General features: G+C 61.2%; 23 protein-coding genes, 1 tRNA gene and 1 pseudogene. 9 read left to right on the plus strand and 16 right to left on the minus strand.

The features are described from left to right. Positions 1-8: 8 nt before the first annotated feature. Positions 9-977, minus strand: coding sequence for a tyrosine recombinase XerC (locus CRD60_RS03545; protein ID WP_113859906.1), 969 nt, complete (start codon positions 975-977; stop codon positions 9-11). 126 nt (positions 978-1103) lie between these two features. Between CRD60_RS03545 and CRD60_RS03550 the strand changes: the two genes are divergently transcribed. Further along, the gene (locus tag CRD60_RS03550; protein WP_113859985.1) at positions 1104-1361 is read left to right on the plus strand and encodes a DUF6725 family protein; all 258 of its coding nucleotides are present in this window, start codon (positions 1104-1106) and stop codon (positions 1359-1361) included. Between the two features lie 65 nt (positions 1362-1426). Here CRD60_RS03550 and CRD60_RS03555 read toward each other — a convergent pair whose 3' ends face one another. The 11 genes and pseudogenes from CRD60_RS03555 to infC all read right to left on the minus strand — a co-directional run. Further along, positions 1427-2500: a prephenate dehydrogenase gene (locus tag CRD60_RS03555; RefSeq protein WP_113859907.1), complete on the minus strand. Its 1074-nt coding sequence runs from the start codon at positions 2498-2500 to the stop codon at positions 1427-1429. Continuing rightward, on the minus strand, positions 2494-3585 hold the full coding sequence (locus tag CRD60_RS03560) for a prephenate dehydratase (protein ID WP_113859908.1): 1092 nt from the start codon (positions 3583-3585) through the stop codon (positions 2494-2496). Before CRD60_RS03560 ends, CRD60_RS03555 begins: the two co-directional genes overlap by 7 nt. Beyond that, on the minus strand, positions 3582-4070 hold the full coding sequence (locus CRD60_RS03565) for an alcohol dehydrogenase (protein ID WP_113859986.1): 489 nt from the start codon (positions 4068-4070) through the stop codon (positions 3582-3584). The genes CRD60_RS03560 and CRD60_RS03565 overlap by 4 nt, the downstream gene beginning before the upstream one ends. Positions 4071-4258: 188 nt before the next feature. Next, positions 4259-6181, minus strand: coding sequence for a translational GTPase TypA (typA, locus tag CRD60_RS03570; RefSeq protein ID WP_113859909.1), 1923 nt, complete (start codon positions 6179-6181; stop codon positions 4259-4261). Positions 6182-6354: 173 nt separating this feature from the next. Continuing rightward, the gene (scpB, locus tag CRD60_RS03575; protein ID WP_407923166.1) at positions 6355-7053 is read right to left on the minus strand and encodes an SMC-Scp complex subunit ScpB; all 699 of its coding nucleotides are present in this window, start codon (positions 7051-7053) and stop codon (positions 6355-6357) included. Between the two features lie 177 nt (positions 7054-7230). Further along, positions 7231-8088 (minus strand): segregation and condensation protein A, encoded by an 858-nt coding sequence (locus tag CRD60_RS03580; protein ID WP_236630816.1) that lies wholly within the window; start codon positions 8086-8088, stop codon positions 7231-7233. Positions 8089-8188: 100 nt separating this feature from the next. Next, complete coding sequence (locus tag CRD60_RS03585; protein ID WP_113859912.1) at positions 8189-9028, minus strand: ParA family protein; 840 nt, start codon at positions 9026-9028, stop codon at positions 8189-8191. Between the two features lie 106 nt (positions 9029-9134). After that, on the minus strand, positions 9135-10061 hold the full coding sequence (gene xerD / locus CRD60_RS03590; RefSeq protein ID WP_113859913.1) for a site-specific tyrosine recombinase XerD: 927 nt from the start codon (positions 10059-10061) through the stop codon (positions 9135-9137). Positions 10062-10289: 228 nt separating this feature from the next. After that, positions 10290-10673 carry a 50S ribosomal protein L20 gene (rplT, locus tag CRD60_RS03595; protein ID WP_113859914.1) on the minus strand — a complete coding sequence of 128 codons (384 nt, stop codon included), beginning with the start codon at positions 10671-10673 and terminating at the stop codon, positions 10290-10292. Between the two features lie 85 nt (positions 10674-10758). Then, positions 10759-10956, minus strand: coding sequence for a 50S ribosomal protein L35 (gene rpmI / locus CRD60_RS03600; protein WP_113859915.1), 198 nt, complete (start codon positions 10954-10956; stop codon positions 10759-10761). Positions 10957-11286: 330 nt separating this feature from the next. Further along, a pseudogene (infC, locus tag CRD60_RS03605) lies at positions 11287-11937 on the minus strand (translation initiation factor IF-3); the annotation flags it as partial. A 274-nt stretch (positions 11938-12211) separates the two neighbouring features. On the opposite strand from infC, the gene CRD60_RS03610 reads away from it, so the two are divergent. The 7 genes from CRD60_RS03610 (at position 12212) to CRD60_RS03635 (ending at position 18363) form a co-directional block, all read left to right on the plus strand. Continuing rightward, positions 12212-12976 (plus strand): thiamine diphosphokinase, encoded by a 765-nt coding sequence (locus CRD60_RS03610; protein ID WP_113859987.1) that lies wholly within the window; start codon positions 12212-12214, stop codon positions 12974-12976. Positions 12977-13411: 435 nt separating this feature from the next. Next, positions 13412-13816, plus strand: a complete 405-nt coding sequence (locus CRD60_RS03615) for an arsenate reductase family protein (RefSeq protein WP_113859916.1) — start codon at positions 13412-13414, stop codon at positions 13814-13816. A gap of 102 nt (positions 13817-13918) precedes the next feature. Beyond that, entirely contained in the window at positions 13919-14977 is a 1059-nt protein-coding gene (gap, locus tag CRD60_RS03620) for a type I glyceraldehyde-3-phosphate dehydrogenase (RefSeq protein WP_113859917.1), read from the plus strand. A gap of 629 nt (positions 14978-15606) precedes the next feature. Beyond that, positions 15607-16122, plus strand: a complete 516-nt coding sequence (gene ybaK, locus CRD60_RS03625) for a Cys-tRNA(Pro) deacylase (protein WP_113859918.1) — start codon at positions 15607-15609, stop codon at positions 16120-16122. A 112-nt stretch (positions 16123-16234) separates the two neighbouring features. Continuing rightward, positions 16235-17188, plus strand: coding sequence for an aldose 1-epimerase family protein (locus tag CRD60_RS03630; protein WP_113859919.1), 954 nt, complete (start codon positions 16235-16237; stop codon positions 17186-17188). Between the two features lie 151 nt (positions 17189-17339). Next, a complete protein-coding gene (locus CRD60_RS09430) occupies positions 17340-17414 on the plus strand; it encodes a 50S ribosomal protein bL37 (protein ID WP_003817083.1) in 75 nt (24 codons plus the stop codon). Between the two features lie 505 nt (positions 17415-17919). After that, positions 17920-18363: an Ltp family lipoprotein gene (locus tag CRD60_RS03635; RefSeq protein WP_201737197.1), complete on the plus strand. Its 444-nt coding sequence runs from the start codon at positions 17920-17922 to the stop codon at positions 18361-18363. Positions 18364-18577: 214 nt separating this feature from the next. Here the strand turns inward: CRD60_RS03635 and CRD60_RS03640 are convergent. Then, positions 18578-18654 (minus strand) — tRNA-Arg (locus CRD60_RS03640). A gap of 226 nt (positions 18655-18880) precedes the next feature. Here CRD60_RS03640 and CRD60_RS03645 point away from each other — a divergent pair. Further along, a complete protein-coding gene (locus CRD60_RS03645; protein WP_161522179.1) occupies positions 18881-20476 on the plus strand; it encodes an ATP-binding protein in 1596 nt (531 codons plus the stop codon). 166 nt (positions 20477-20642) lie between these two features. Here the strand turns inward: CRD60_RS03645 and CRD60_RS03650 are convergent, their stop codons facing one another. The 3 genes from CRD60_RS03650 to CRD60_RS03660 all read right to left on the minus strand — a co-directional run bounded on the left by CRD60_RS03650 (position 20643) and on the right by CRD60_RS03660 (position 25656). After that, positions 20643-21836: an SLC13 family permease gene (locus CRD60_RS03650; RefSeq protein WP_113859921.1), complete on the minus strand. Its 1194-nt coding sequence runs from the start codon at positions 21834-21836 to the stop codon at positions 20643-20645. A gap of 254 nt (positions 21837-22090) precedes the next feature. After that, the gene (dnaG, locus tag CRD60_RS03655) at positions 22091-24193 is read right to left on the minus strand and encodes a DNA primase (RefSeq protein ID WP_113859922.1); all 2103 of its coding nucleotides are present in this window, start codon (positions 24191-24193) and stop codon (positions 22091-22093) included. Positions 24194-24366: 173 nt separating this feature from the next. Then, positions 24367-25656, minus strand: a complete 1290-nt coding sequence (locus CRD60_RS03660) for a deoxyguanosinetriphosphate triphosphohydrolase (RefSeq protein ID WP_113859923.1) — start codon at positions 25654-25656, stop codon at positions 24367-24369. Positions 25657-25682 lie beyond the last annotated feature (26 nt).

The raw sequence follows: 25682 nt of genomic DNA on the forward strand, positions 1-25682 counted from the left end.
GCGCAAGCCTAGGCCCGGGGGAAAGCCTGTCCGTATCGCTCCTTGAGCTGTTCAATGGAGACATGCGTGTAACGCTGGGTGGTCCGCAGGGAGGAGTGGCCCAAGAGCTCCTGGACCTGCCGCAGATCGGCTCCCCCATCCAGCAGATGCGTGGCCGCACTGTGTCGCAGGGCATGGGGGGCTATATCCGGCACGCCGGCCTCCCTAGCTTTGGCATGGACCACACTCCGGGCTATGCGCTGGTCCAGTCGGCCCCCTCGCGCTCCCAGGAAGAGGGCCTGGGTCACTGTGCCGTCTGAAGCCAGCACCGGCCTGCCCTCCCCGCCCAGCCAAGCCTCCAGGGCACGCGCTGCGGGCTGGCCGAAGGGAATCACGCGTTCCTTGTCCCCCTTGCCCAGCACCCTGGCCGTACGATTGCCGAAATCAAGGTCGCGCATGTTCAATCCGACCAACTCGGCCACACGCATACCGGTGGCATAGAGCAGCTCCACTATGGCGGCATCACGGAGGGCCAGCGCCTCCTGCCGGGGACTGCGTTCGACGGCCTGGCCGGCTGGTCGACCCCCTGCGGCGCCGGCTGGTTGGCGCTGATCGCAGTCATCCTCGACCTGCTCCATCAGATGTTCAGCCTGGGCCTGGCTCAGAACGGTTGGCAGGCTGTTGGCGATCTTTGGGGTCATCAGGCTGGCGGCTGGATTGCTGCTGATGATGCCATGGTCATGGGCCCACCCGAAGAAGGCCCGTAGAGCGACCGTCTTTCTGGCCATGCTGGAACGGGCATGGGAACCGGTCTGGCTGGCCATCCAGGACCGCAGATCGTCAATGGTGAGTTCCTGAAGGTCCTCGTTCCCCTGCTGCCACAGGTAGTGCAGGCATTGGCTGATGTCAGCCCCATAAGCCTTGAGCGTGTTGGTGCTCAGCCCCTTGTTGGCCCGGGCATAGGCGAGAAAACCATCCAGCTCCTTGTTAAATTTCATGCTTCCACTCCTTCCCTGCCCTCATTCACAGCTCACTGCCCTGGGCCCCAGACCCCCTTGACCGGCAGGGGCTAAGATGCCTGTCAGAAGCTTAATCGTCCACGCAAGGAGCCAGACCACATGCCCATACCATTGCCTTCGACCATACCAAGCGGTGCCAGAGTGGTGGTGCGCACGGCCGAGGGCCGGGACCCGGCGGATGGCCGCATGAAGTACCGGGACTACGTGGGCCATGTGATCTCCTGGGATGGGCGGACACTCAAGCTCAACCGCGATGCCAGCGCCAACGGCGAGCGCCCCGCCCAATCCATCTGCCTGCAAGCGGCCAGCATAGTCGCCCTCAAGCCCATCCCCGAACGCCCCGAGCCCAAGAGCGGCCGGTAAGCACCTCCAACCGCTCAGCAACCCCTGTCACGCCACACAAGGCCAGGACCTAGGCCTGAACTGGTCTAGAGGGTGGGGCCTTGCAGGACTATGGCCTGGTCGGCGCTGGGCATGGAGACAATACGCTGACCTTGCTTGGCGGAGTTGATCAGGGTCTCTTGCCAGGTCGAGGGGCTTAGGGACAGAGGCATGGTGGCCTTGGCCTGCTGCGAGGAGTCCGCCTCAGCTGGCTCCTGTTGTGCTGGCTCTTCGGGGGTCCGAGCATGCGCTGGGGCAGGCACAGGGGGCCGGCCGGCCTGGGCCTTGACCTGGCGGAAGGGCTGGCCTTGGGTGAAGAAGTCCTGCATGGCCTCCTCCCGCCCCTCCCTGATGGCATCCGCATAGGAGACCAGGCGGTCGGCCATCCGCCGCAGCAAGGCCTCCACATTGATGGGGTTCTCATCAATCATGGCTCGGGTCCGTTGGGGATCGGTCAGCGCCACTCGGGTCATATCCCGCCATGAGCCGGCAGATAGGGCCAAGGCGACGTTGCGCTCGGGACTGGCACAGAGCTGGTTGATGAGGGCCGTGGCCACGGCGTGGGGCATGTGGGAAATCAGCGCGGCGGCCCTGTCATGGGTATGGTCATCGAGGACAATCAGCCGGTTGTGCAAGGTCTCGGTGATGGTTTGGGACACCTGAAGGAAGCGCTGAAAATCAGTGTTCTGGTCCACGGTCACAGCCCACAGGGCATCATCGAAAAGCTCCGGATCGGAAGCGGCGAACCCCGACCTCTCATTCCCGGTCATGGGGTGGGCCCCCACATAGACGGACTCAAGACCAGCCTGGCGAACCTGCTCCCTGACCAACCCCTTGACCGACCCCACATCGGTCAGTGTGCTGGCCGGATCCATGACCGGCGCCAGCGCGGCAAGCATGTCAGGCATGGCCCTGAGCGGATTGCACAGTACCAGCAACTCGGGCTTGGCCTCAGCCAGCGCCTGAAGGCTGGGCAGGCACTCGATGCCATCGGCCTGGGCGGCAGCGTAGGGGCGGGGCGTGTGGTTCCATGCAAGCACCTGGCAACCAGCATCAACCATACGCCGGGCCAATGAGCCACCAATCAGGCCCAGTCCCACTATGCCGACGGTCCTTACCATAGCAATTCCCTCCTCATTGCCTCGCCTTGACCTTCCATCCGCGGATCCTGCCCTGGCTGGCTTGCAGCAGTCGCAAGATCCAAACCGGGCAATTGACCCGGCGCAGCAGGGGCGGTCCCAGAGTCTGCCTTGATGATATTCCTGGCCTGGTCGGCACACTCAGGCCCCAGATACACGCCGCCATGGGGCAACATGGAGGTATCGACCGGTGGATCCGGCCTCTCACTGCGCGGATATACGGCCAGGGTCTTGACCCACTCGCCCTGGGAGAGGAACTGGGCCAGGACCCAGCGAAAATGAGGCTGCCAGGGTGCCGCATCGACCGTTGCGAAAAAGCTGTAGGCGCCGTCATGCCCCTTGACCGGCCTGGACATGAAGCTTGTCATGTTCAGACCGGCGTCACGCATGAGGTCGAGAACCTTGGATAGGCTTCCGGCACCGGTATGCAGCAGGACGAAGGCGATGACCGTCTCGAACTCCCCCAGCTCCCGACGGCGATAGTCCTCCAACACGTCCAAAACCTCGCCTCTGGGGGCCAGGACCAGAAAGTCGGTGTGGGCATCCGCAAAGTCCTGTACAGAGTTGGCCAGGGTTTTCAACCCATATAGGGGACCGCAAATGGCGGGGCCCAGGGCCACCTGGCCGGGCATGAGATCTCGGCAGGCCGCAGCATTGGAGGTGGCAGGCAACTCCTCCAGGCCATGTTCCGCTGTGAACCGCCGGCACTGGGCCAGTCCGTGGTGGTGAGCGCATACCTGGGTCAGTCCGCCAGGATTCCGGACCTGTGCCTCATCCAGCACGAAGGCATCAAAGGCGACATTGATGGTCACACGGGCGAAGGCGGCGATGTCCTTGGCATCTATCAGGGCATCAAGGTTGGGGACCACATAGCCCTCAACGTTATTCTCCCAAGCTATGACACCCCAACCCTTCCCCCGCTGGACTGCGGTCATAATCTCTTCAACAGTGTCCAAGGGCTGGGGGGCAATAATAGCCTCTGGGGAGAGTGCTTCCATGACCTTAGAGGCCTCTATGGCCGCCTGATGGGTGAAGGTTCCCTGAGGACCCAGATAGTTGAGTCTCATTGCCGCTCCCCCTGCTCGGCCCCTTCCCCTCCGGTCGCCGCAGCCTGGGTGGACGGGGTCATGTTGAAGCAGCGCGAGGGCAGGACCAGCACAAGCAGCTGCACCACGACCAGGCCGAAGAGCCAGAAGTAGCCGACATGCTGGGACCAATACGGAATGGGGGCGGAACCACCAAAGCCGATGGGAATCAGCACCTCTCCTCCCCTGCCACTGATGGCCAGAAGCCACAGGGCCGCAGAGGAGGAAATCAGATGCAGACCCAGACCAATAACACCGCTGCGTGAGCGGGCGCACCAGGCCGAAAGGCCCACGATGACCAAGGCCAGGACCCACCCATAGGGCAGGTTCCTTGAGGCTCCCATCCGGTGGGCGAAGGTGCCGATGAGAGCTACACCCATGCCAGCCAGCAAGCATACCAGCAGGCGTACGGCAGGTGTAAGCCTGTGGGACCAGGGCAGTTCATCGGCAGGGGCGGAAGCATTCATGTCTACCAGTATGCCGCGCAACCCGAACAAAGACCATTACAGCCAGCACGGCATACTCCTCCAGCATGGAAATGGACCGCCTTGGGCGGCCAAATATGCGGGAAGCCACCCGTAAGTGGCTTCCCGGCAATTGTACGCCTATGGATGGGGAACCTACCTCCTTGGGGAGCTCCCGAATCCAGTCGGCATCAGGCATTGTTGTTCTGACGGCGCTGCTTGGCCCTCCACTTGTACCACTCGTCACGGTTGAGGATCAGCTTGCGCACACGGATGGATTCGGGCGTGACCTCCACGCACTCGTCCTCGTTGGCGAAGTCGAGGGCCTCCTCCAGGCTCATCTTGATGGGAGGGGTCAGGGTCTCCAGCACGTCGGCGGTGGCGGAGCGCATGTTGGTCATGTGCTTGGCCAAGGTGACGTTCACGTCCAGCTCGTCAGGCTTGTTGTTGACGCCCACAATCTGGCCCTCATAGACGGGGTCCTGGGGGTCGACGAAGAAGTTGCCACGGGCCTGGAGCCGCTGCATGGCGTAGGGGGTGGCCACACCGGCACGGTCAGAGACCATGGAGCCGTTCTGGCGGATGACGATCTGCCCGGCCCAGGGGGCGTAGCCTGCCGACAGGGAGGAGGCGATGCCGGTGCCGCGCGTGGCGGACAGCAGGGCGGTCCTGAAGCCGATCAGACCACGGGAGGGAACGGTGAACTCCAGCCGGACCCAGCCGGAGCCATGGTTGGTCATGGAGTCCATACGGCCCTTGCGGTCGGCCATGAGCTGGGTGACGGTGCCCATGTACTCCTCGGGCACGTCGATGGTGGTGTTCTCCATGGGCTCATTGATCTTACCGTCAATGGTCTTGGTGACCACCTGGGGGCGGCCCACGGTCAGCTCGTAGCCTTCGCGGCGCATCTGCTCAGCCAGGATGGCCAGGGCCAGCTCACCACGGCCGAGGACCTCCCAAGCGTCGGGACGCTCGGTGGGCTTGACCTGGATGGAGACGTTGCCGATCAGCTCGCGGTCCAGACGGTCCTTGATCATACGGGCAGTCAGCTTGTGGTCCTTGCCCTCGGTACCGGCGATGGGTGAATCGTTGATGCCGAAGGTCATGGAGATGGCCGGCTCATCAACATGAATAAGGGGCAGGGGCTTGGGGTCTGAGGGGTCGACGATGGTCTCGCCGATCATGATGTCGTCGACACCGGCCACAGCCACGATGTCTCCAGGGCCGGCCTCGTCGACCGGGAATCGGTCCAGACCCTTGGTGCGCAGTATCTCGGTCAGCTTGAAGTTCTCGATGGAACCATCCACGCGGGAAAGGCCGTACTGCTTGCCCTTGAGCAGGGTGCCGTTGTAGATACGGACCAGGCCAAGCCTGCCCAGGTAATCGGAGGCGTCGATGTTGGTCACATGGGCCTGGAGGGGAGCTCCCTCCTCGTACTCAGGGGCAGGAATGTTGGAGATGATGGCGTCGAAGAGGGGTTCCAGATCCTCGTTGTCGGGCAGGCCGCCGTCCTCGGGCTGGTTGACCGAGGCGTAGCCCGCCTTGGCGGCGCAGTAGATGACCGGCAGGTCCAGCAGGGAGTCCAAATCCAGGTCCACGCCTTCCTCGGACACATCCTGTGCCAGACCCAGCAGCAGGTCGGTGGACTCGGAGACGACCTCGGAGATGCGGGCATCGGGGCGGTCGACCTTGTTGACGCAGAGAATGACCGGCAGCTTGGCCTCCAGGGCCTTGCGCAAGACGAAGCGGGTTTGGGGCAGGGGGCCCTCGGAGGCGTCCACCAGGAGTACCACACCATCGACCATGGAGATGCCACGTTCCACCTCACCACCGAAATCGGCGTGGCCGGGGGTGTCGATCACGTTGATGGTGATGCCTTCGGGGTGGCCGTACTTCTCTGCCAAGGGGCCGGTGTACTGGACGGCTGTGTTCTTGGCCAGAATGGTGATGCCCTTCTCACGTTCCAGGGCGTTGGAATCCATGACACGGTCGGGAACCTCCTCACGTTCGGAGAAGATGTGCGACTGCTGGAGCATCGCGTTGACCAGCGTGGTCTTACCGTGGTCAACGTGAGCCACAATCGCCACATTTCGAATATCGCCGCGTACTGCCATAGAAACCTCTCTTATGATTCTTTTCCTGTGCCCGAGCCGGCTCGAGAAACCTACTGGCCGCTGTTTACGCACAAACCCAAGCAATTCTAGCCATGGTTACCGACAGATAAGGCCACTGTCCCATCAGCCGGGACTCCAGGCTGGCGGCAACGCCCCGAGCCCAGGCGAAGCGGCTAATCCTCTTGGACGGCCGGCGGCACCAGGGAGCTTTCGCTGGGCATGAAGGGGGCAAGGGAGGGAAGCTGGTCCAAGGACTCCAAGCCCAACTTCTCTAGGAGCATGGGGGTGGTGACCAGGAAGGCCGCCCGCGTCTCGGCGTCGGCACCCTCCTCCCGGATGAGGCCGCGCACATTCAGGGAGCGGACGACACCATCGGAGTTGACCCCACGGATGGCCGCAATCTGGGCACGAGTGACGGGCTGGCGATAGGCCACGATCGCCAGGGCCTCCAAGGCCGCCTGGGAGAGTCGGGCCGTCTGCCCGTCGGAAACGAAGGCGGAGACCACCGGCTCGAAATCGACACGGTTGGCGTACTGCCAACCACGGGCCGTATGGCGCAGCTCGAAACCCCGGGGGGTCCGTCCGCTGACCGGGCCTGAAGCCGTGGGGTCGGGCAGACTGGCGCAGTCACCGCCATAATCGGCCTGCAACCCCTTAAGGGCCTCATCAACAGCAGCCTGGTCGACCGCCAGGACCCGGGCCAGGTCCTCAGCCTGCTGGGGCTGGTCGGTGACCATCAGGATGGCCTCAAGACAAGCCCGCAAGCCTCCGGGAAAATCCTCGACGTTGAAGTCGACATACTCAGGCCGACTGGCGCCAGCAGCTACTGGCGCTACGCCCTTGCCTGGAGCATCCCCAGCCTCAAGAGCCACTTGTCCAGCGGTGTTGCCGGCCTGGGGCAGCGACCCATTGTCCCGTGCGACTTCATCCTCATGTGCGCTCATGGCCATCTCCTCACTCCCCACAACTGCCAGCAATCCCCATAGCGGCCGACTCCCCCGCCCGCCTGGCTGGCGACGGTCGGCAGTCCTGCTTCCACTCATGGCCACTCATGCGAAATCACCCTGACTGACAGTCACATGGCCGCCGGCCGCCCCAGTTTCGGCCTCCTTGACCCAGCGCAGGTGAAGTGCCTCGAAAGGTCCCGTCTGCTTGAATTGGACCAGCCCCTGCTTGAAGAAGATCAATATGGCCAGAAAACGGGCGACAACCTCCAAGCTGCTGCCTGCGTTTTCCGTCAGTTGGTCAAAGGTCATGGAATGGCCCGACGCCAGACCGCGTAACTCGTCGCGCACATAATCCGACTGGGCCTGGAGGTCCACCAGGGGCACATGGAGCTGACTGATGGCCACCTCGCTGGCGGGGGCATTGGCGAAGACCTGTGCGGCCAGCAAGGCCAGCTGCTGGGGGGTGAGCGTCCATTCCAACTCCGGCAGGCTCGCGGCCGCCTGTGGGTCAAGATAGGCGGGGTGGGCGAATCGCCCGGAGTTCTCGGCCAAGCGCAGTTGAAAGTCTGCAGCCACCTCCTTGAAGGCCCGGTATTGGAGGAGTCTGGCGAAGAGGAGGTCACGCTCGCGCAGGGCCTCCATGCTCTGCTCATCGCGTTGGCCCTCGGCGTCACCTGGCAGCAGGGCCGCGCTCTTGGCCTCGACCAGAATGGAGGCCACATCCAGGAAGGAGCTGGCCTCCTCCATGTTGCTGGCCAGGTCCAGCCCCCGCACATAGGCCAGGAACTCCTCGGTGATGGCGGACAGGGAGAGCTCCGTGAGGTCCAGGCGCTTGTTGGCTATCATGCTCAGCAAGGCGTCGAAGGGCCCGGAGTAGACCTCCAGGTCCACGGAAAAGCCTGTTCCGTGGCCACTCCGGTCGCCGGTGACACCTTGAAGCTCGACTGCCTCCTCGGGCATGGGAAGGGTGGATTCATTCATGGATCCACCTCCTCATACATCTTTGGAACCTCACAAGGGCCGGTCTAGGACCAGTCTGACCTTACTCTTGCCTGCCTGCTCAGGCCACAATCCTGCGGGCTATGAGCTCCCGGGACACCTCCCGGTACTCCTTGGCCGTCTTGTGGCTGGGGGCGTAGATGGTGATGGGCGCGGCGGCGACCGTGGAGTCGGGCAGCTTGATGGAACGGGAGATCACCGAGTGGAAGACCTTGTCGCTGAAGGCCTCATCAATGCGCTGCAGGACCTCCTCGCAGTGGAGGGTGTGGGTGAACATGGTGACCAGAACACCGTAGACCTCAAGGCTGGGGTTAATCCGGGCCTGGACTTTCTCTATGGACTGCATGAGCAGGGCCACACCACGCAGGGCGAAGAACTCCGCCGCCACGGGAATGATGACCCCGTCGGCCGCAGCCAGGGCGTTGACGGTCAGCAGCCCCAGGGATGGCTGGCAGTCGATGATGATGACATCGTACTCATCGCGCAGCTTGCGCAGCACACCGGCAAGGATCTGCTCCCGACCCACCTCAGTGACCAGCTGGACCTCAGCAGCTGACAGGTCGATATTGGCCGGCATGATGTCAAGGTTCTCGAATTCGGTATGCTGGACGACCTCATGGGCGTCGATGGAGGGATCGAAGAGGGCGTTGTAGACGGTCGCATCAAGGAGGTTGGCGTTGACGCCCAGCCCCACGGTTGCCGCGCCCTGTGGGTCGAAATCGACAATAAGCACACGGCGGCCATATTGGATCAACGCTCCGGCTATGTTGATGGACGAAGTAGTCTTACCGACGCCACCCTTCTGGTTGCACATGGCGATGACACGGGCCGGACCGTGTTGTTCGAGCGGTCCCGGCACTGGGAAGGTTTCATAGGTGCGTCCAAGCAAATCCGTAGGCATAGCATCACCTTATCAAGAGGTCTGTTCACCGGTACATGCCCAGTGTCTCGCAGTGCGTCCACCCCCCTGGGGGCCATGGTGGGAAAGCCTGCGGGATGTTTCCTCGCTACCGGGCCCTGGGGTGGGAGGACAGGTAGGTTTCAATGAGGTTCTCGGGGCTTACATGGGTGTAGATCTGCGTGGTGGTCACGGAGGCATGGCCCAGCAGCTCCTGGACGGTGCGGACATCGGCGCCACCCTGGATCAGATGGGTGGCATAGGAGTGTCGGAGGGTATGGGGGTGCAGGGGGCGGTCGATATGGGCCCGCTCCCCGGCCTGTCTGGTGATCTCCCAGACCGATTGGCGCGAGAGCCTGCGCCCCCGCTTGTTCAGAAAGATGGCCCGGCGCTCAGGGCTGCCCTTGCCCCTGCCCTTGGCTTCCAGGGCCTGCCGTCCTCCTGCCAGATAGTCATCCAGGGACTGGCGGGCGTATGCGCCAAAGGGGACCAGGCGTTCCTTGGAGCCTTTGCCCATGAGCCTGACCACCTGCTCGTCCATGTCCAGGTCCGACAGGTCCGCTCCCACCGCCTCCGAGACCCGGCAACCGGTGGCATACATGAATTCCAACAGAGCACTGTCCCGCAAGGCCACCGGATCATGACCTCCACCCAGGTCGGCGGCTTCCAGGAGCCTGCGGACCTCGTCCACGCTCAAGACGTCGGGCAGATGGCCGGAGGCCTTGGGAGCCTTGACACCAGCGGACACATCATCCTCAACCGCATGCTGGGCCAGGGCGAACCGGTGAAATTCGTGGAGGCTGGCCAGACGCCTGGCCTTGGACCGGGAGCTCTCCCCCGCCTGGTCCAAGACTGCGATGTAATCCTCCACATCCTGGCGGCCCACCTGCGCCAGGTCCGCCTTGCCCCTGGACTTCAGCCACTGCAGATAGCGCTCAATATCAGCCCGGTAGGCTGCCACCGTAGAGGCGGCCAGGCCTCGCTCCACGTCGATATGGGCGATGAACTGCACCAGGAGCCGGTCTGTGTCGGTCATTGCGCAGCCTCTTTCCGGAAGTCCATAATCCCATCTATCCCATCACAAGTCAGTGATGCCAGCATAGGTTCCCAAGTCGGCGTTGCCAAGCAGTCCGGCCATCGCCTGGGTGACAGCAACTATGAAGAAACCCCGCCCAGGAGCGGGGTTCTCACAGCTGTGACCGGCGCCATCAATACAGAACCCGGTCGTGGGGTTCGAATCTGGTCACCAGCCCAGGCACATGACTCAGGCGGCGACCGGGGCGTTGACGTCCTCGGGCAGGGCGGCCTTGGCCTCAGCAACGATGGCCTTGAAGGTCTCGGGGTCGGAGACAGCCAGCTCGGCCAGGGCGCGACGGTCCAGGTCGATGCCGGTCAGGCGCAGGCCCTGCATGAAGCGGTTGTAAGTGATGCCTTCGGCGCGGACAGCGGCGTTGATGCGCTGGATCCACAGCTTACGGAAATCACCCTTGCGAGCCTTGCGGTCGCGGTAGTTGTAGGTAAAGGAGTGGAGCAGCTGTTCCTTGGCCTTGCGGTAGAGGCGGGAGCGCTGGCCGCGGTAACCGGAAGCCCTCTCCAGTACGACGCGACGCTTCTTGTGGGCATTCACTGCGCGTTTTACACGAGCCATAAGTATTTCCTCTTTCTAACTGACGCACCGAGACGTCTTGTTCATGACGCCTCTTGCCGACGTCCTATGCTTTGCAAACGGGGGTTCAGCGACCGCCGAGCAGCTTCTTCATGTTTTTGCTCTGAGCGGGAGCCAGCACCTGATCGGTGGACAGGGCGCGACGCTTGCGAGCCGACTTGTGCTCAAGATTGTGGCGCATGGAGCTACCGGCCTGCATCAGCTTGCCCGTGCCGGTGACGCGAACGCGCTTCTTGGCTGCGGAATTGGTTTTCATCTTCGGCATTGCTGCCCTCCTTGTGATTGGGTCGCCACATGCTGCGGCGGCTCTTGGCACCAAGACCTACCGGAAACCGGTCTTGGTTAAGTTCTCTTACTACTCGGAATCGCCCTTGGCCTTGGGCTTTGACCCGGCCTTGGCCGCGGACTTTGGCTTGGCTGCGGCGGGCTTGGTGCTCTTGCTCGCAGGCTTGGCGGCTGTCTTGTCGGCCTTTGCCTTGGATTGCTCTGCCTGGGATGCCACCGATTCCTTCATGATCTCGGCGGTCTTCTTGAGTTCGGTCTTCTCCTTGGCCTTGGCCTCCGCCTCGGCTGCCGTGGCCTTGCCGGCATCACCTTGCTCAACCTTGGCCTTCTGAGCCTCCATGCTTTCCTGCTTGGCTGCCAGACGCGCTGCCTGACGGGCCTGCCGTTCGGCACGGGACTCCGCACCACGACGACGCTGCTCGGACTGGGTGTGCACCTTCTTGGCCTTGGGCGCCAGGGTCATGATGATGTTGCGACCCTCCTGTTTGGGGTAGGACTCAACACTGCCCAGGTCCTCAACCTCGTTGGCCAGGCGTTCGAGAAGCTCCACACCACCGATGGGACGGGACTGCTCACGGCCACGAAGCATGATGGTGACCTTGACCTTGTCGCCGCCTTGGAGGAAGCGAACCACATGTCCCTTCTTGACCTCGAAGTCGTGTTCGTCGATCTTCAGACGGAAACGAATCTCCTTGATCTCGGCAGAGCTTTGGTTACGGCGGGCCTCGCGGGCCTTGATCTTCTCGTTGTACTTGTACTTGCCATAGTCGATAAGCTTGGCCACCGGAGGCTTGGCTTCCGGTGCCACCTCGACAAGATCGAGGTTCGCTTCCTTGGCCAGGTTCAACGCCACGGTGGTGGCGATGACGCCGACCTGCTCGCTATTCGGGCCGATCAGGCGTACCTGGGGGACGCGAATCTCGTCGTTGATACGTGGTTCGACGCTGATAATGACTCCAATCCTTGCACTGTCCTGTCAGCGGGTACCGCCGGGGAACTCCAGCTCGGATTCACGACGAATCCCCCGATGACGGCACAGCGAGGAAGGGTTGCCGGGCAACCGAACTGCTTCATACCGATGACTGGCCACTGCCAGCCCTGCCTTCACATCAGGAGGCTTTGCCTTGAACCCGAAACTATGAAAAGCTCCCAGGTGGGGTTTGCACCCGCTTTCTTGATTTCTCAAGCCAGAAACAAGTGTACCACACCCGTGGACACCGACTAGAGTGGTGTTCATGACAGGAAGCACCATCCCCCCACACCACCAGTGTCTGGTCTTTGCGTCCGGTTGCTATTACCCCAGCATGCCGGATCTGGACGCCCTGACTCAGAATTCCCTGATCATCGCTGCGGACGGGGGCATGGACCAGGCCCTGCGCTACGACATACACCCTGATATGGTCGTCGGTGACTTCGATTCCATCTCCCAGCAGCCGGGGGCTGACGGGAAGGAACGGGTAGTCAGACTGCCTGCCCATAAGGATGATTCCGATCTGCTATCGGCGCTGAAGCTAGGCTGGTCACAAGGGGCACGACGCTTCCATATCCTCGGTGGCATGGGAGGAAGGCTCGACCACTCCCTGGCCAACATCCAGATACTGGCCCTGCTGGCCCAGGAGGGTGGCAGCGGCTTTCTCTACGGCGACGGGTATGTGCTGACGGCCTTGCATAACGGCAGGCTTGACTTCCCCGCCAACCATGTTGGGCCGCGCAGGATGCTTGGCGTGTTCTCGCATGCAGACCAGTCCAAGGGGGTCAGTGTGCGGGGACTGAAATACCAACTTGAGGGGGTCAACCTGCCCTCCACCAGTCCTCTCGGTGTCAGCAACGAGTTTCTGCCGGGCCAGCCGTCCTCCATTGAGGTCAGGGAGGGGACGCTCCTGGTCTCCTACCCTATGGAGGCCCCGCAGCCTCTCGTCAGCCATCCCCAACTGATAGAGGGGGGCCTTGGCCTCTTGGAACCACAGGTTTCGGAATTCCTGGCAAGAGGCAAGAACTAAGCCTGCCGCTCTCAAGTCCGAGGAGCAACAGGAGGCGCGGCCAACGGTCAGGGTCTCCATGGCCTACTGCCCTCTAGCGCAGGAAGCTACCTCGACCCCCACCGCGGGTTGATATACAGCTCAGCTGATGACCTCAAGTACAAGGCGCTGCCGCTGATCTGGACCTTACAGGACCCAGTCAACCGCGGCTGTCCTCCAGCATGCGCAACCATGCCGGCAACAGTGCTGCCGGCAATTGTGCTGATTATAAGGGCATAGAGCTGTCGCCATGACAGGTATATGCCTGTTGACCCACCACATTATCCGCTGCTGTGACCCATGGTGCGGTAGTCCTGCGCTCAGGTCCCTGGGTCTACGGTTAAGCAGGCTGTATTGTGGCATCTACAGGGGGATGTCTGATGCGATACACCGAACCTCTGAGGAAGAAGGGTAAACATGGCGGCACATGAGCACAGCTCGTCCGGCAGCGGCAAACATCAGGAAACGCAGGCACTCTTCGTCTGCTATCCGCGCTGCTCCACCTGTGCCAAGGCGCGGACCTGGCTGGATGAACACGGCATCGACTACCGGGAGCGTGACATCAAGACGGACAATCCGACCGCCAAGGAGCTTGCCGAATGGCAGCAGCGCAGTGGCCTGTCGGTCCGTCGCTTCTTCAACACGTCCGGCCAACTCTACCGGTCGCTCGGGCTTAAAGACAAGCTGGACACCATGAGAGACAAGGAGGCATTCGACCTTCTGGCAACTGATGGCATGCTGGTGAAACGACCCATTATTGTTAGCGCTAACAGCGTGCTGGTTGGCTTCAGGGCTGGCCTTTGGAAAGAGGCTTTGCTCTGAGCTTGGTCTTGGTAGAGACTCGGCATTAGAGTAGGGCTTGTAAACAACAAGGGCCATAAGCCTGCGGTTGCGCCGAGGCCCGATTGTGATAGGGAGATATTCATGACAGTAAAGATTGGTATCAACGGTTTCGGTCGTATCGGTCGCCTGGCTTTCCGCCGCATCTTCGAGCTCCAGGCTCGTGGTGGCGAGGCCGGCAACATCGAGGTCGCCGCTATCAACGATCTGACCACCCCCGCCATCCTGGCCTACCTGCTGAAGTACGACAGCACCCAGGGCCCCTTCCGTCATGACGACGGCACCCCGGTCGAGGTCTCCTCCACCGACGATGCCATTGTGGTTGATGGCAAGGAGTACAAGGTCTACGCCGAGAAGGACGCACGAAACATTCCGTGGGTCAAGAACGACGGTGTTGAGTACGTGCTCGAGTGCACCGGCTTCTACACCTCCGCCGAGAAGTCCCAGGCCCACCTGGACGCCGGCGCCAAGAAGGTCCTGATTTCCGCTCCGGCCAAGGACGACACCACTCCGACCGTGGTCTACGGTGTCAACGAGGATGTGCTGACCGCTGACGACAACATCGTCTCCGCCGGCTCCTGCACCACCAACTCCATGGCCTCCATGGTCAAGGTGCTTGATGACGAGTTCGGCATCAAGATCGGTTACATGACCACCATCCACGCCTACACCGGCACCCAGATGCTGCTGGACGGCCCCAAGGGCTCCAAGCCCCGCAACACCCGCGCCGCCGCCATCAACACCATCGAGCACTCCACCGGCGCCGCCAAGGCCATCGGCAAGGTCATCCCCTCCGTTGACGGCAAGCTCCAGGGCCACGCCCAGCGCGTGGCTGTTCCCGACGGCTCCGTCACCGAGCTGACCACCGTCCTGAACAAAAAGGTCACCGTCGAGGAGATCAACAACGCCTTCAAGAAGGCCTTCCCCGCCAGCTGCGAATACTACGCCTACAACGAGGACGGCATCGTCTCCTCCGATGTCATCGGTGACACCCACGCTGGCGTCGTCGACGGCACCCAGACCGACGTGAACCAGGCTGGTGATGAGCAGCTGGTCCGCACCGTCTCCTTCTACGACAACGAGAACGGCTTCACCTCCAACATGATCCGCACCCTCCTCTACTTCGCCAAGATCTCCAAGTGAGCCAAGGCTAAGCAGCGGCAAGGTTCGGCTTATCTGAGCTGATACCGTATGCAGGAAGACCCCCACCATCCGGCGGGGGTCTTCGCGTATCTGTTCCATATACCTACTCCCTGCGCCAGCCAGGAAATGCCCGTAACCCCAGGTTTGAACCATACCAGGGAACCTAAGCAGCCGAAGGTTCAACACCCATCAAAACCATGAGGTGGATAACCTGGGCTGGGGATCTTCCATACATTATCCTCAACCCGTCTAAAGCACAGGTCGAATAACCCATAAGCAGGTACAACCCTGAGGCGCAAACGGTTGCAGTACTCATGCATAATGAATAACCGACTAGGGCCGTTGACCAATTGGCCCCCCCGACAACTCGTATCTGGACAGCGGCAAACTGCCGCGGAGCCTACCTCCCTCGTGTTTGTCCAAAATCCCTTAATGACGGTGTGCTGGTGAGGAATATTGGACAAAATATCGTGTTTTCTGTCCAATATTCCTTAATAGCGGCCGGATAGTGAGGAATATTGGACAAACAAGCTCTCCAGCTACTTGACCTGGGTCTCCAGCCCTTGGACTCTATGACTGGTCCTATGTGACATTGGGGAAAGGGCGGTGCATGGACTAGAACTGGAGGGGTGAGCAAGACAAAAGGAAGCAAACAACAGGACGGGGCAAGGGCATCGACCCCCGCGACCATTGCCCTCAAGGCGGCGGGTGTCGACTTTCAGATCTACGAATATGACCATTCCCAGGACCATATGGACAAGGGATATGGGCTTGAGGCTGCCAGCAAGCTGGGGCTGGACCCCAGGCAGGTCTTCAAAACCCTCATGGCGGACACCGGCCGCGAACGGGTGATTGGCGTGGTGCCGGCATCAGGGCACCTGGGCATGAAAGCCCTTGCGGCAGTAGTCGGAGCCAAGAAGGCGGCCTTGGCGGACCCCAAGGTCGCCCAGCGGGAGAGCGGCTACGTGGTCGGCGGTATTTCCCCATTGGGACAGAGAACCGCTCATGTCACGGTCATAGATTCCTCGGCCCTGGACTTCGACCAGATTCTGGTGTCCGGCGGCAAACGAGGATTCAGCTTGGGCCTTGACCCGCATGACTTAGGCAGGGTGCTTTCAGCACGGTTCGCCGCCATCGGGGATTGAAACGCCACAGGGAAAAGACCATCGTCGACACTAGGCTAGTGAGCGATAACACATGACTGTTTGCAAGGTCTTGCAGTCCTGACAATAGCCCACAATCCTAAGGAGTATAGCCATGACCAGGCCCAGTATCCCCCCTCGTTCAGGTCAGCAGTTCACCATCAGCCACGGCCAGTACCGCGCGGTCATCACCCAGCTGGGCGCCGCCATGCGGAGTTTGACCTACCAGGGCAAGGACCTGATCGTCTCATGGAATCCCGACCGTCCTGTCCCCTGCTCCAATGGTCAGTTGCTGATCCCCTACCCCAACCGAATCGAGGACGGTGAGTACAGCTTCGATGGCAGGACCTACAGCCTGCCCATCGACGAACATGAGCGCCGCAACGCCATCCACGGCTATGGCTACCGGGCCTTCTGGAACCTGGTCAGCTTGAGCGAGGATGCCGTCAGCCTCAGCTGGAGGGTACCCGACATGGGCGGTTATCCCTTCGACCTCCTGGTCACCGCCGCCTACCATCTGGACGACCAGGGGCTCCACCTCACCATCACAGCCGAGAACCTGGGCCATGAGAAGGCTCCTTGGGCCCTGGCCATCCACCCCTGGCTGGCCAATGGCTTCGACGGCTACGGCGATGAAATCGATGGACAGAACGCCCAGTGCAGGATGACCATCCCCGCCCGCACCCATGTGACCGTGGACGACCGTCTGCTGCCTAACGGCACCGAGCCCGTGGATGGAAGCAAGTACGACCTACGTCAACCCACACTGCTGACCGAGCAGCCCTTCGACGACGCCTGGACAGACCTCGAGCGCAAGGCGGACGGCACGGTGGCCGCAACCTTCACCCGTCCCGACGGGCTGAGCATCGAAGTGGGCGGAGACAAGACCATCAGCTCCTTCCAGATGTGCACCGGTACCGGATTCAAGGCCGAAAAGCATCCATCCGGAGTGGCTGTTGAGCCACAGACCGCCTACGCCAACGCTTTCAGGACCGGCAAGGACCTGATCGTGATTGAGCCGGGGCAGGCCTCGACTACTGACCTCTTCATACGGGTCAAGCAGGACTAAGACTGACCGCAGGCAGACGGGCAGCCATGCAAGATACCTCTCCACTAGCCTCTTCGCAGACTGTCTGGAGCGTCGGAAACTTGTCAAAGGTCTGGCCTATGTGCGATAATCCCTAAGGTTCAGTTAACGTTTTGAAGTGAAGGAGTCCATCATGGGTATGCGCGGACGTAAGCGTAAGGACCGCCGCAAGAAGGCGGCCAACCACGGCAAAAGGCCAAATGCCTGAGTAGCCCTTACCAGCTTAAAACCCGCAGTGAGCCACAGCCCGCTGCGGGTTTTGCTTATCCGAGTTCACCAGCAAAGTCCAAGGCGAACCATCCCAATTGCGATTACAACCCTCCCATCTTCATTGTCGAATTGCTTCTGCGTAAATACCGCTTTGGCTCCACCCGGTTGTTGGACTTTCTTCGGCATTATTCATGCGAAAGATTGAGGATCATGGAAGACAGGACCAGCGTTATTCCCTCCGGTATTGAGGACTATCTGGATTCATAAGCGCATGGAGAGACAGCGTCGGTTCCGCCATGGACACCCCAGGAGGGTAAAACCAAGCGACATGGTCGCAAAGCTTGGGAGTCAGCGGCAGCCGTAGTCATCGCTTGCCTTCTTGGTTTTGGGCCTATCCTACCCATGTAAGCGCAGCAGCTGCAAAGGAAAGAGAGAAGATGTCAATGCAAGACAACGCCGGAACGAAGAAGCCGATCTTCAAGCGTGCATGGTTCTGAATCATCGTGGTCCTCGCCATCATCGCCATCTATTCGGCAACCATGAATGGCGACAAGACCAAGACCGACACCTCCGCGACAAGCGCCACAAGCTCAAGCCAGACCCAGGAGCAGAAGCCGGAGGAACCCAAGAAGGAGAGCGCCCCCGCCGAGTACACCTCCGCACTGAACAAGGCCAAGACCTATTCCGACATGATGCACATGTCAAAGCAGGGCATCTATGAACAGTTGACCAGCGAGGCCGGGGAGAAGTTCAAGCCCGAGGCAGCCCAGTACGCGGTGGACAACCTCAAGGCCGATTACAACGCCAATGCCCTCGCCAAGGCCAAGGACTACCAGAAGACCATGAGCATGAGTCCCGACGCGATCCGTGACCAGCTGACCAGCGACGCGGATGAGAAGTTCACACCGGAAGAGGCGCAGTACGCCGTGGACAACCTCAACAAGTAGCCGCTCACAACTTTCATCTGGCCCCGTTTCGGCGGGGCCTTCGCATATCCGGAGCCATGAGCGTGAACGTGTTCCGCCACCGGCGGGTGGTCGACTTGCCCCTGAATCTCGTTTTCTGAAATATGGCACACAAATGGCACACAAAGTCTTCATTTTTGACTACTTGACACCTATACAATATTAGGACTTTTGGCTTCATTCCGGGGGTTTGGGGTGGTGACCCCGGCCGGATTCGAACCGGCGACCTTGAAATTAGAAGTTTCCTGCTCTATCCAACTGAGCTACGGGGCCAAGCAACAAGTGTCAAGTATAGCAGTATGACGCTAAAACAGGCCGTGCTCGCTGGTCTCATTAAATGTCTGGCATGATTCTTGCCGTGAATCCATGAGATTCGCTGGACCTTGTCCCGCCTTACAGTATCATGGAAGCATGTTCCGATGGAATCCATCGTTTTCACGATGAATATCATCGTGTCTGGTCGCACGAGTAGTATCGGAGCATGAGAAAAGAAGAAGGGGTGACTCCCACGAAGGGGTCAGGGGTTCAGGCTCTGGCATCGGAAGGTTGGGCCTCCGCCAGCGGCAGACACAAGATCGCCGCACAGCCAGAGCCGGCCACCCCAATCCATGATCTCACCCCCACTCTGGGAGCTTTCATCCGTGCGAATACACCGTCAGATGAGGGAATAGAGCAGACGAACGATGCGGACATCGGCCGAACAGATATCCCTTCCGACTCCACCTCCACCTCACCAGCAACCAGCAATCCACCCATGCGCCCGGACCCCAACACCTCGCCCCTCAGCCTACCCTTCGACCAGCAGCTCTCAAAGATTCAGCATCTGACCTTTAGCTACGCCCAGGAGGTCTTCACCAGCGCATCCCTCCCCTGGTCGGAACAGACACGGATCAGCTGCCACCTGACCGATGAAGACACAGGAGCCTACACCAATACCGCACTACTGATCTCAGACCAGTGCCCCTTCGGCAGCAAGTGCGCCCGATTCGACGGCGACCTCAAAACCAGCCTGGCAGAGCATGAGGAGCTTGGCGGCTCCCTGCTGCAGCAGTTGAACCTGGCCATGGTCTTTCTCAACCGGCACAATCCCGAGGGCAAGGTGCCTGAGGACGCCATGCGTGAAGCTCTGGTCAACGCCTTTCTCCATCGTGATTACGGCTACTCCGGCCCTACGCTCATCAACATCTTCACCTCACGTATGGAGTTCGTCTCCCTGGGTGGCCTGGTTGACGGCTTGGAGGTCAACGACCTGCTCAACGGCATCTGCCAGACCCGCAACAGCTGGCTGTCCGACCTCTTCGCAGCCCTACAACTGAGCCGCAACTACGGCACCGGTATCCAACGGATACTGGAGGACTATGAGGAGAGCGTCGCCAGCCCGCAACTGCGGGTGGGGCCTTCCTCAGTGGCCATGGTCCTGCCCACGCCTGTATCCCCGGATGAAGCCTGGCCCGATGTCAGCCAGCAGAACCAGAGGAACCTACCGCAGGCAGATGATCTTGAGAGCGAGCGTGATAGGGACCCTCAGGCCGATCAGCAGCAAAGTACGGCAAGCAAACGCTATGCCTTCCCTGCGATTCGGCCCTCGCAGACCAATGACCCGTCACAGGCCCTGGCCGGCATGCGTGTCATCGGCGTGGCACCTTTGACGACTCTGATCCTGAGCAGGGGAATACCAGATGAGAGCCCGGTCCCAGTCGACCTGTCCGAGGAGACCAGTAGCCAACCCGGCGAAGGCCCTGCGGCCGGCAAGATCTCAGAAACCGACAGCAAACCCGGCGAAGCCATGATCGAGACTACAAGGTATCAGAATCGGCCCGACGCTACGGAACAGGACATAGTCAGAAACCCCGACATGGAGGCGACCAGTCTACTCAAGGACCTCACTCCCCTCCGCTCCTACCCGATCAAAACCCTGGAAGAGGTGACCTTGCATCTCTTTGCCAACAGCGGGGTCAAGCTGAGCCGTGCCGACATAGAGCATGAGTTGAAGCTCAACAAGAATCAGACGGCCTACCTGCTGCGCTCCCTGACCAACCAAGGCAAAATCGCCAAGCACGGCAAGTCCAGAGCAACCAGCTACTCCCTATCCTGAACCAGACCAGTCCAAAAGACAACGCGGTCGAGCTGCATATGCCCTCATAGCACCCCACACCGGCCTGGTCAATCCGGAGCAACTGCGGACCTGCGTCACCTACCGGCCCCAACCAAACAGCCACCCCAGCAACCGAGACCCGCCAAGCCACGAACCGATAGCGCCCTCAGCGAATCACCCAGGAAAGCCCCAAGAGCACGGCAATGAACACCAGACACACCGCCGTATACACCAGGAGGTAGGACTTGCGGTATTGGGGGTAGGCACGGCTGACCCCCTTATAGGTAATCAACGAGGCCATGGAGGCAATCAGGGTCCCCAGGCCGCCGATGTCCGCGCCGATGATGAGCAGGTCCCAATCGCTGCAGAAGCCGGACAGAAGAATGGTCGTGGGCACGTTGCTGATGAACTGGCTGGAGAGCACCGACACCTCCAGCGGGTGCTGCCCCACCAATGCGACGGCCAGATTGTAGAATTCGGGAACACGTTTCATGTTGCCAATGAAGATGAAGAACATGATGAAGGTCAGGGGCAGGGCCCAATCAACCTGCGTAAAGGCCTTGCGGTCGCATACCAGAAAGGCCCCGAAGACCACCAGGCACATGAACCAGATGGGAACCAGGCCTCCGACGGTCAGCAGGCAAAGCACGAACAGCAGACTGTAGACCAGACTCCTCCAACCGACACATCCGGCCCCGTATGACCCCAGCTCGATGCTCTCAGGCTTGGCGACAGCGGAATCCGATGCCAGCTCCGCCTTCTCGATGGGCCCGCCGTCCCCATCCGATAAGTTGGTGATGGTCCGGTGCTTGAAGGCTATGCCAATGGCCAGGACCAGCAGCAGGGCCGAAGCGATGGTATAGGGGGCCATGAGCCGCAGAAAGCCCAGGGTCGACATGCCTGACAGGGCCTTGAGATAGAGGTTGTGGGCGTTGCCGATTGGTGTGAGCATACTGCCAGTGTTGGCGGCGATGGTCATCAGGGCGGTGACCAGGACCACCCGCTCCTCCATATGGGCCATGACCAGCACCGCCATGGCAAAGGGAATGAAGGTGACCAGGGCCACATCGTTGGTGATGAACATGGCCGATATGAAAGGTAGGGATGTGAGGGCCAGCACCAGGCCCCGCTCGTTGCTGACATGGTTCAGGAGCCTGGAACCAATGACATGAAAGAGACCGATCCGTTGGAATCCGCATACCACCAGCATCAGGCAGACCAGCTGGCCGATGGTGTTGGTATGGACGTAATCCAGGTATTGTCTATCGGGAGTGACGATGAATATGGATACCACAGCCAGCAGCGAAGCCGCGATCAGCACTGTTTGCCCCTCGCACAGCGTCAGCAGCCGTCGTCGCATCAACCCTCCTGGAGTAGACCTAATCGATGGAATCAATCGGGTACTTCACAGGCTGCACCAGACCAATCCGCATGGAACCGCCTGATGTGAGAGGCGCCAAGCCTCTTTCTGCAGGCCTGGAGGAGCAAACCCCTCCCCTGTTCAGCACGGAAAGTAGGAGCGGGTGAACCCCCATCCTTCGATATATCCATCAATAGGGTAGCGCAATTCCACCAACGGCATGCTGAGGGTGTCACGCCTCACAGGCAGCCGGCTCACCCCACACTGTTGCCGAAGACCTCATCCTGAATATCCTTGCGGGCGGTCTCCAACTTGGTGATGTCACCGAGCAGTTCCAGCTTCTCGGCCCCATCGGGCAGCTGGGCCATCTTACGCTTGGCGGCGCCGATCTTGCGCATGTATCCCAGGTCCAGCAGGCGGGCCAGCAGCTCATCCGCATACTTCTTCTCCTCGGCGCTGGCAGCACGCAGTTGGACCGGTGCCGTATCCACAGGACCCGCACCTGCGGCCTGCTGGTCCGATCCGTGACGACCTGCGCGCTCACGCTCGTCACCTGCAGGCAAAGGCAGGGGCATGACGGCCAGTTCATTGATGACCGGGGCCAGCAGTGGGCCACCGGCCTTGGTCAGGTTGTGCATCCACAGCCCCTGGGGCGTATCGTCCGCGGGCAACCCGCCAGCGGCGGTGAGGGCCTGGTAGAGGGTGCGGAATACCGGTGTCATGAAATTCGACAGGTTCAGCTGCTCGAACCACTTGCGATTCATGGCCCTGGGCACCTGGATGAGGGTGGCCATGAACTGCTGCTCGCAGATGAAGACCGCGTCATCAATGCGATAGTATGTTTGCTCGCTGGCGTCGCGGCGCTCCAAGGCCTTGCGGGCGGCGGGGTTGTCATAGGTGTCTTGCTGGGACTGCTTGCGCGCGGCCTGCTCCTGGGCGAAACGGTTGCTGGGTGTATAGGCGTCCTCATCGCGAACGTGGAGCTGTCCTCTGGCGGCGTTGACCTCCCGGCGCATGATGTCCAGATCGACACCGATTCGGCGCGTGGCCTTGCGGGTGTAGATGTCCACCAGGGATCGGTCCCGAATCTGCGCGATCAGTGGGGCCACGGCCTTGACGGCCCCCAGCTGCCCGGTGGTGTAGGAGGTGTCGAAACGCCCTATGGCCGCGTCGATCACGAAGTCGAAGAGGGGCTTGGCATGCTCGACCAGGGATCGCACCGCCTCGTCACCCTGCTTGATCCGCAGGTCGCAGGGGTCCAGGTTCCCGTCAGCGACAGCCACGAATGTCTGGGAGAGGAAGGCGGAGTCAAGGGCGAAGGCGTGGAGGGCCGCCTTCTGCCCTGCGGCGTCGCCATCGAAGGTGAAGACGATGCGGGAGGACACCGACTGGCCCTCCACCTTCAGTGGACCGACCAGTTGGACGGCTCCCAGGGAGTCGTCCGAGATGAGCCGGCGGACGATCTTGGCGTGTTCGGTCCCGAAGGCGGTGCCGCAGGTGGCCACTGCGGTATCGACCCCGGCCAGGTGGCAGGCCATGACGTCGGTGTAGCCCTCGACGATGATGACCTGCCGTTTCTTGACGATGTTGCCTTTGGCCAAATCAATGCCATAGAGGACCTGGTTCTTGTGGTAAAGCTGAGTGTCGGGCGTGTTGATGTATTTGGCGGCGATGTTGTCGTCGTCATAGAGCTTGCGGGCACCAAAGCCCAGGGTCCGCCCCGTCGAATCACGGATGGGCCAGGTGGCTCGGCCCCTGAAATAGTCATAGATGCCCCGCTGGCCCTGCCTGGCCAGGCCCGCGTCGATCATCTCCTGCTGGGTGAAGCCCTTCTGGGCCAGGTGACGGACCAGATTGTCCCAGCCCTGGGGTGCGTAGCCGCAGCCAAAGCGCTCACAGTCGGCCTGGCTGAAATTACGGCCCCCCAAGAGCTTGCGGGCAGGTAGGGCCTCCTTGCTGGTGATCTGGGAGGAGAAGAAGAGCTGGGCCTCCTCGTTGGCTTCGATCAGACGGCTGCGACGGGTGCCATGCTGTTCGTTCTTCTTGGAACCGGCCTCGTAGTGGAGCTCCATGTGGTACTTGTCAGCCAGAAGTTCCACGGCCTGGCGGAAGTCGATGTTCTCCCGTTCCTTGACATAGGCGAAGACATCGCCACCCAAGCCGCAGCCGAAGCAGTGCCAGACCCCCATGGAGGGGCGCACGGAGAAGCTGGGGCTTTTCTCGTCATGGAAGGGGCATAGACCCACGAAGGTACCGGAACCGGAGGGACGCAGGCTCACGGTAGCGGACACGATGTCGTAGAGGTCCGCCTTTGCGCGCACCTTCTCGACGTCTTCCTTCAGAATCATTCCAGCCATAGGTCATAGCCTAGCTGCGGGCTGGGAACTCTGCTCCTGCTCAGCGCAGGGCGGACCTACTCCCCCTTGCCTGGCTCCGGCTTGCCTTGGGTCGGCCCAACTGCCCTTGGCGGCTACCTGACTCCCGATCGCCTGGGGGGGGGGATTGAAAGGCTTGAGCCAGCGGCAGCGGCTCAGGAGCAGACGATGGAGTGCAGGGCCAGGGCCGAGCCATCGGTCAGGCTGGCCACCTGGTCGATGGCGACCCGTAGGCGCTCCTGGTCGTTGGCGGCCTGGTGCCAGTCGGCCAGGAAGACGTCCTCCAGTATCTCGCTGGGCTGGGGATTGTCGGCCATGAGCACATCCACCAGGTCGCTGACGATCTGCAACTCCTTCTGGTGGAAGGGCTCCAGCTCCCGAGGAGCCATGACGAAGTAGACGGCGATGCCCTTGAGTGCCACGATTTCATAGGAAGTCTGCTCGGGAATGACCACCGAGGCGACATAGCGGATGAGACGGCCCTGGCCGTAGCGCTCGCGGGTGGCCTGTTCTACCGAGTCGGCAAAGCGCCCGATCAGGGTTGAGGTTATGTTCTTGAGCTGGGCCAGGGCCTGGCGGGACCCGTTGAAATGGCTGGGGAAGAGGTGCTCGGACTTGAGCCGCTTCAATGCCGCCAAGAGCAGGTCAGGGTCCCATTGCCTGCCATACCATTCACCGACGCATTCCACAATGCCATCCAATATGCGTGCATCGGCCAGGGCGAGGGGGTTGAAGGCACCCGTCGCAATGGCATCTTCCACATCATGGACACTGTAGGCTATGTCGTCAGCCAGGTCCATGACCTGACATTCCATAGGCTTGGCGTTTCTGGGCGCCCCCTGCTTGAGCCAGTCGAATACCGGCTCATCGTCGGGATACACGCCGAACTTGGCTGACCGCTCACCCTTGGGGTGTTGGGAGGCCTCGGCGTAGGTCCAGGGGTATTTGACGGCCGCGTCCAAACAGGCACGGGTCAGGTTCACACCGGCGCTGGTGCCATCGGGGCGAAAGATCTTTGGTTCCAACCGCGTGAGCAAGCGCAGGGTCTGGGCGTTGCCCTCGAAACCGCCGATGTTCTCGGCGATGGCAGCCAGAGCCTTCTCACCATTGTGTCCGAATGGTGGATGTCCCAGGTCGTGTGCCAGGCAGGCGCAGTCGACCACATCAGGGTCACAGCCCAGATTGGAGCCAATCTCACGACCGATCTGGGCGACCTCAAGGGTATGGGTCAGGCGGGTGCGGGCGAAATCGTCAGTACCGGCCACCAGAACCTGGCTCTTGGCCCCCAGCCGGCGCAGGGCGGAGGAGTGAATCAACCGGGCCCTGTCCCGTTCAAAGGCGGTGCGCGAGCGCGACTTGGCCGCCTCGGGGGCCCAGCGTTCCTCATCGGCTGGACCATACCCCTCTCGGGCCAGGATGCCCTGGCCGTCCTCAATGCCTGTCATCTGATACCTTCCACCCCGGCTGCTGC

Source organism: Bifidobacterium aemilianum, assembly GCF_003315635.1.
In the GTDB taxonomy this organism is placed as follows: Bacteria; Actinomycetota; Actinomycetes; order Actinomycetales; family Bifidobacteriaceae; genus Bifidobacterium; species Bifidobacterium aemilianum.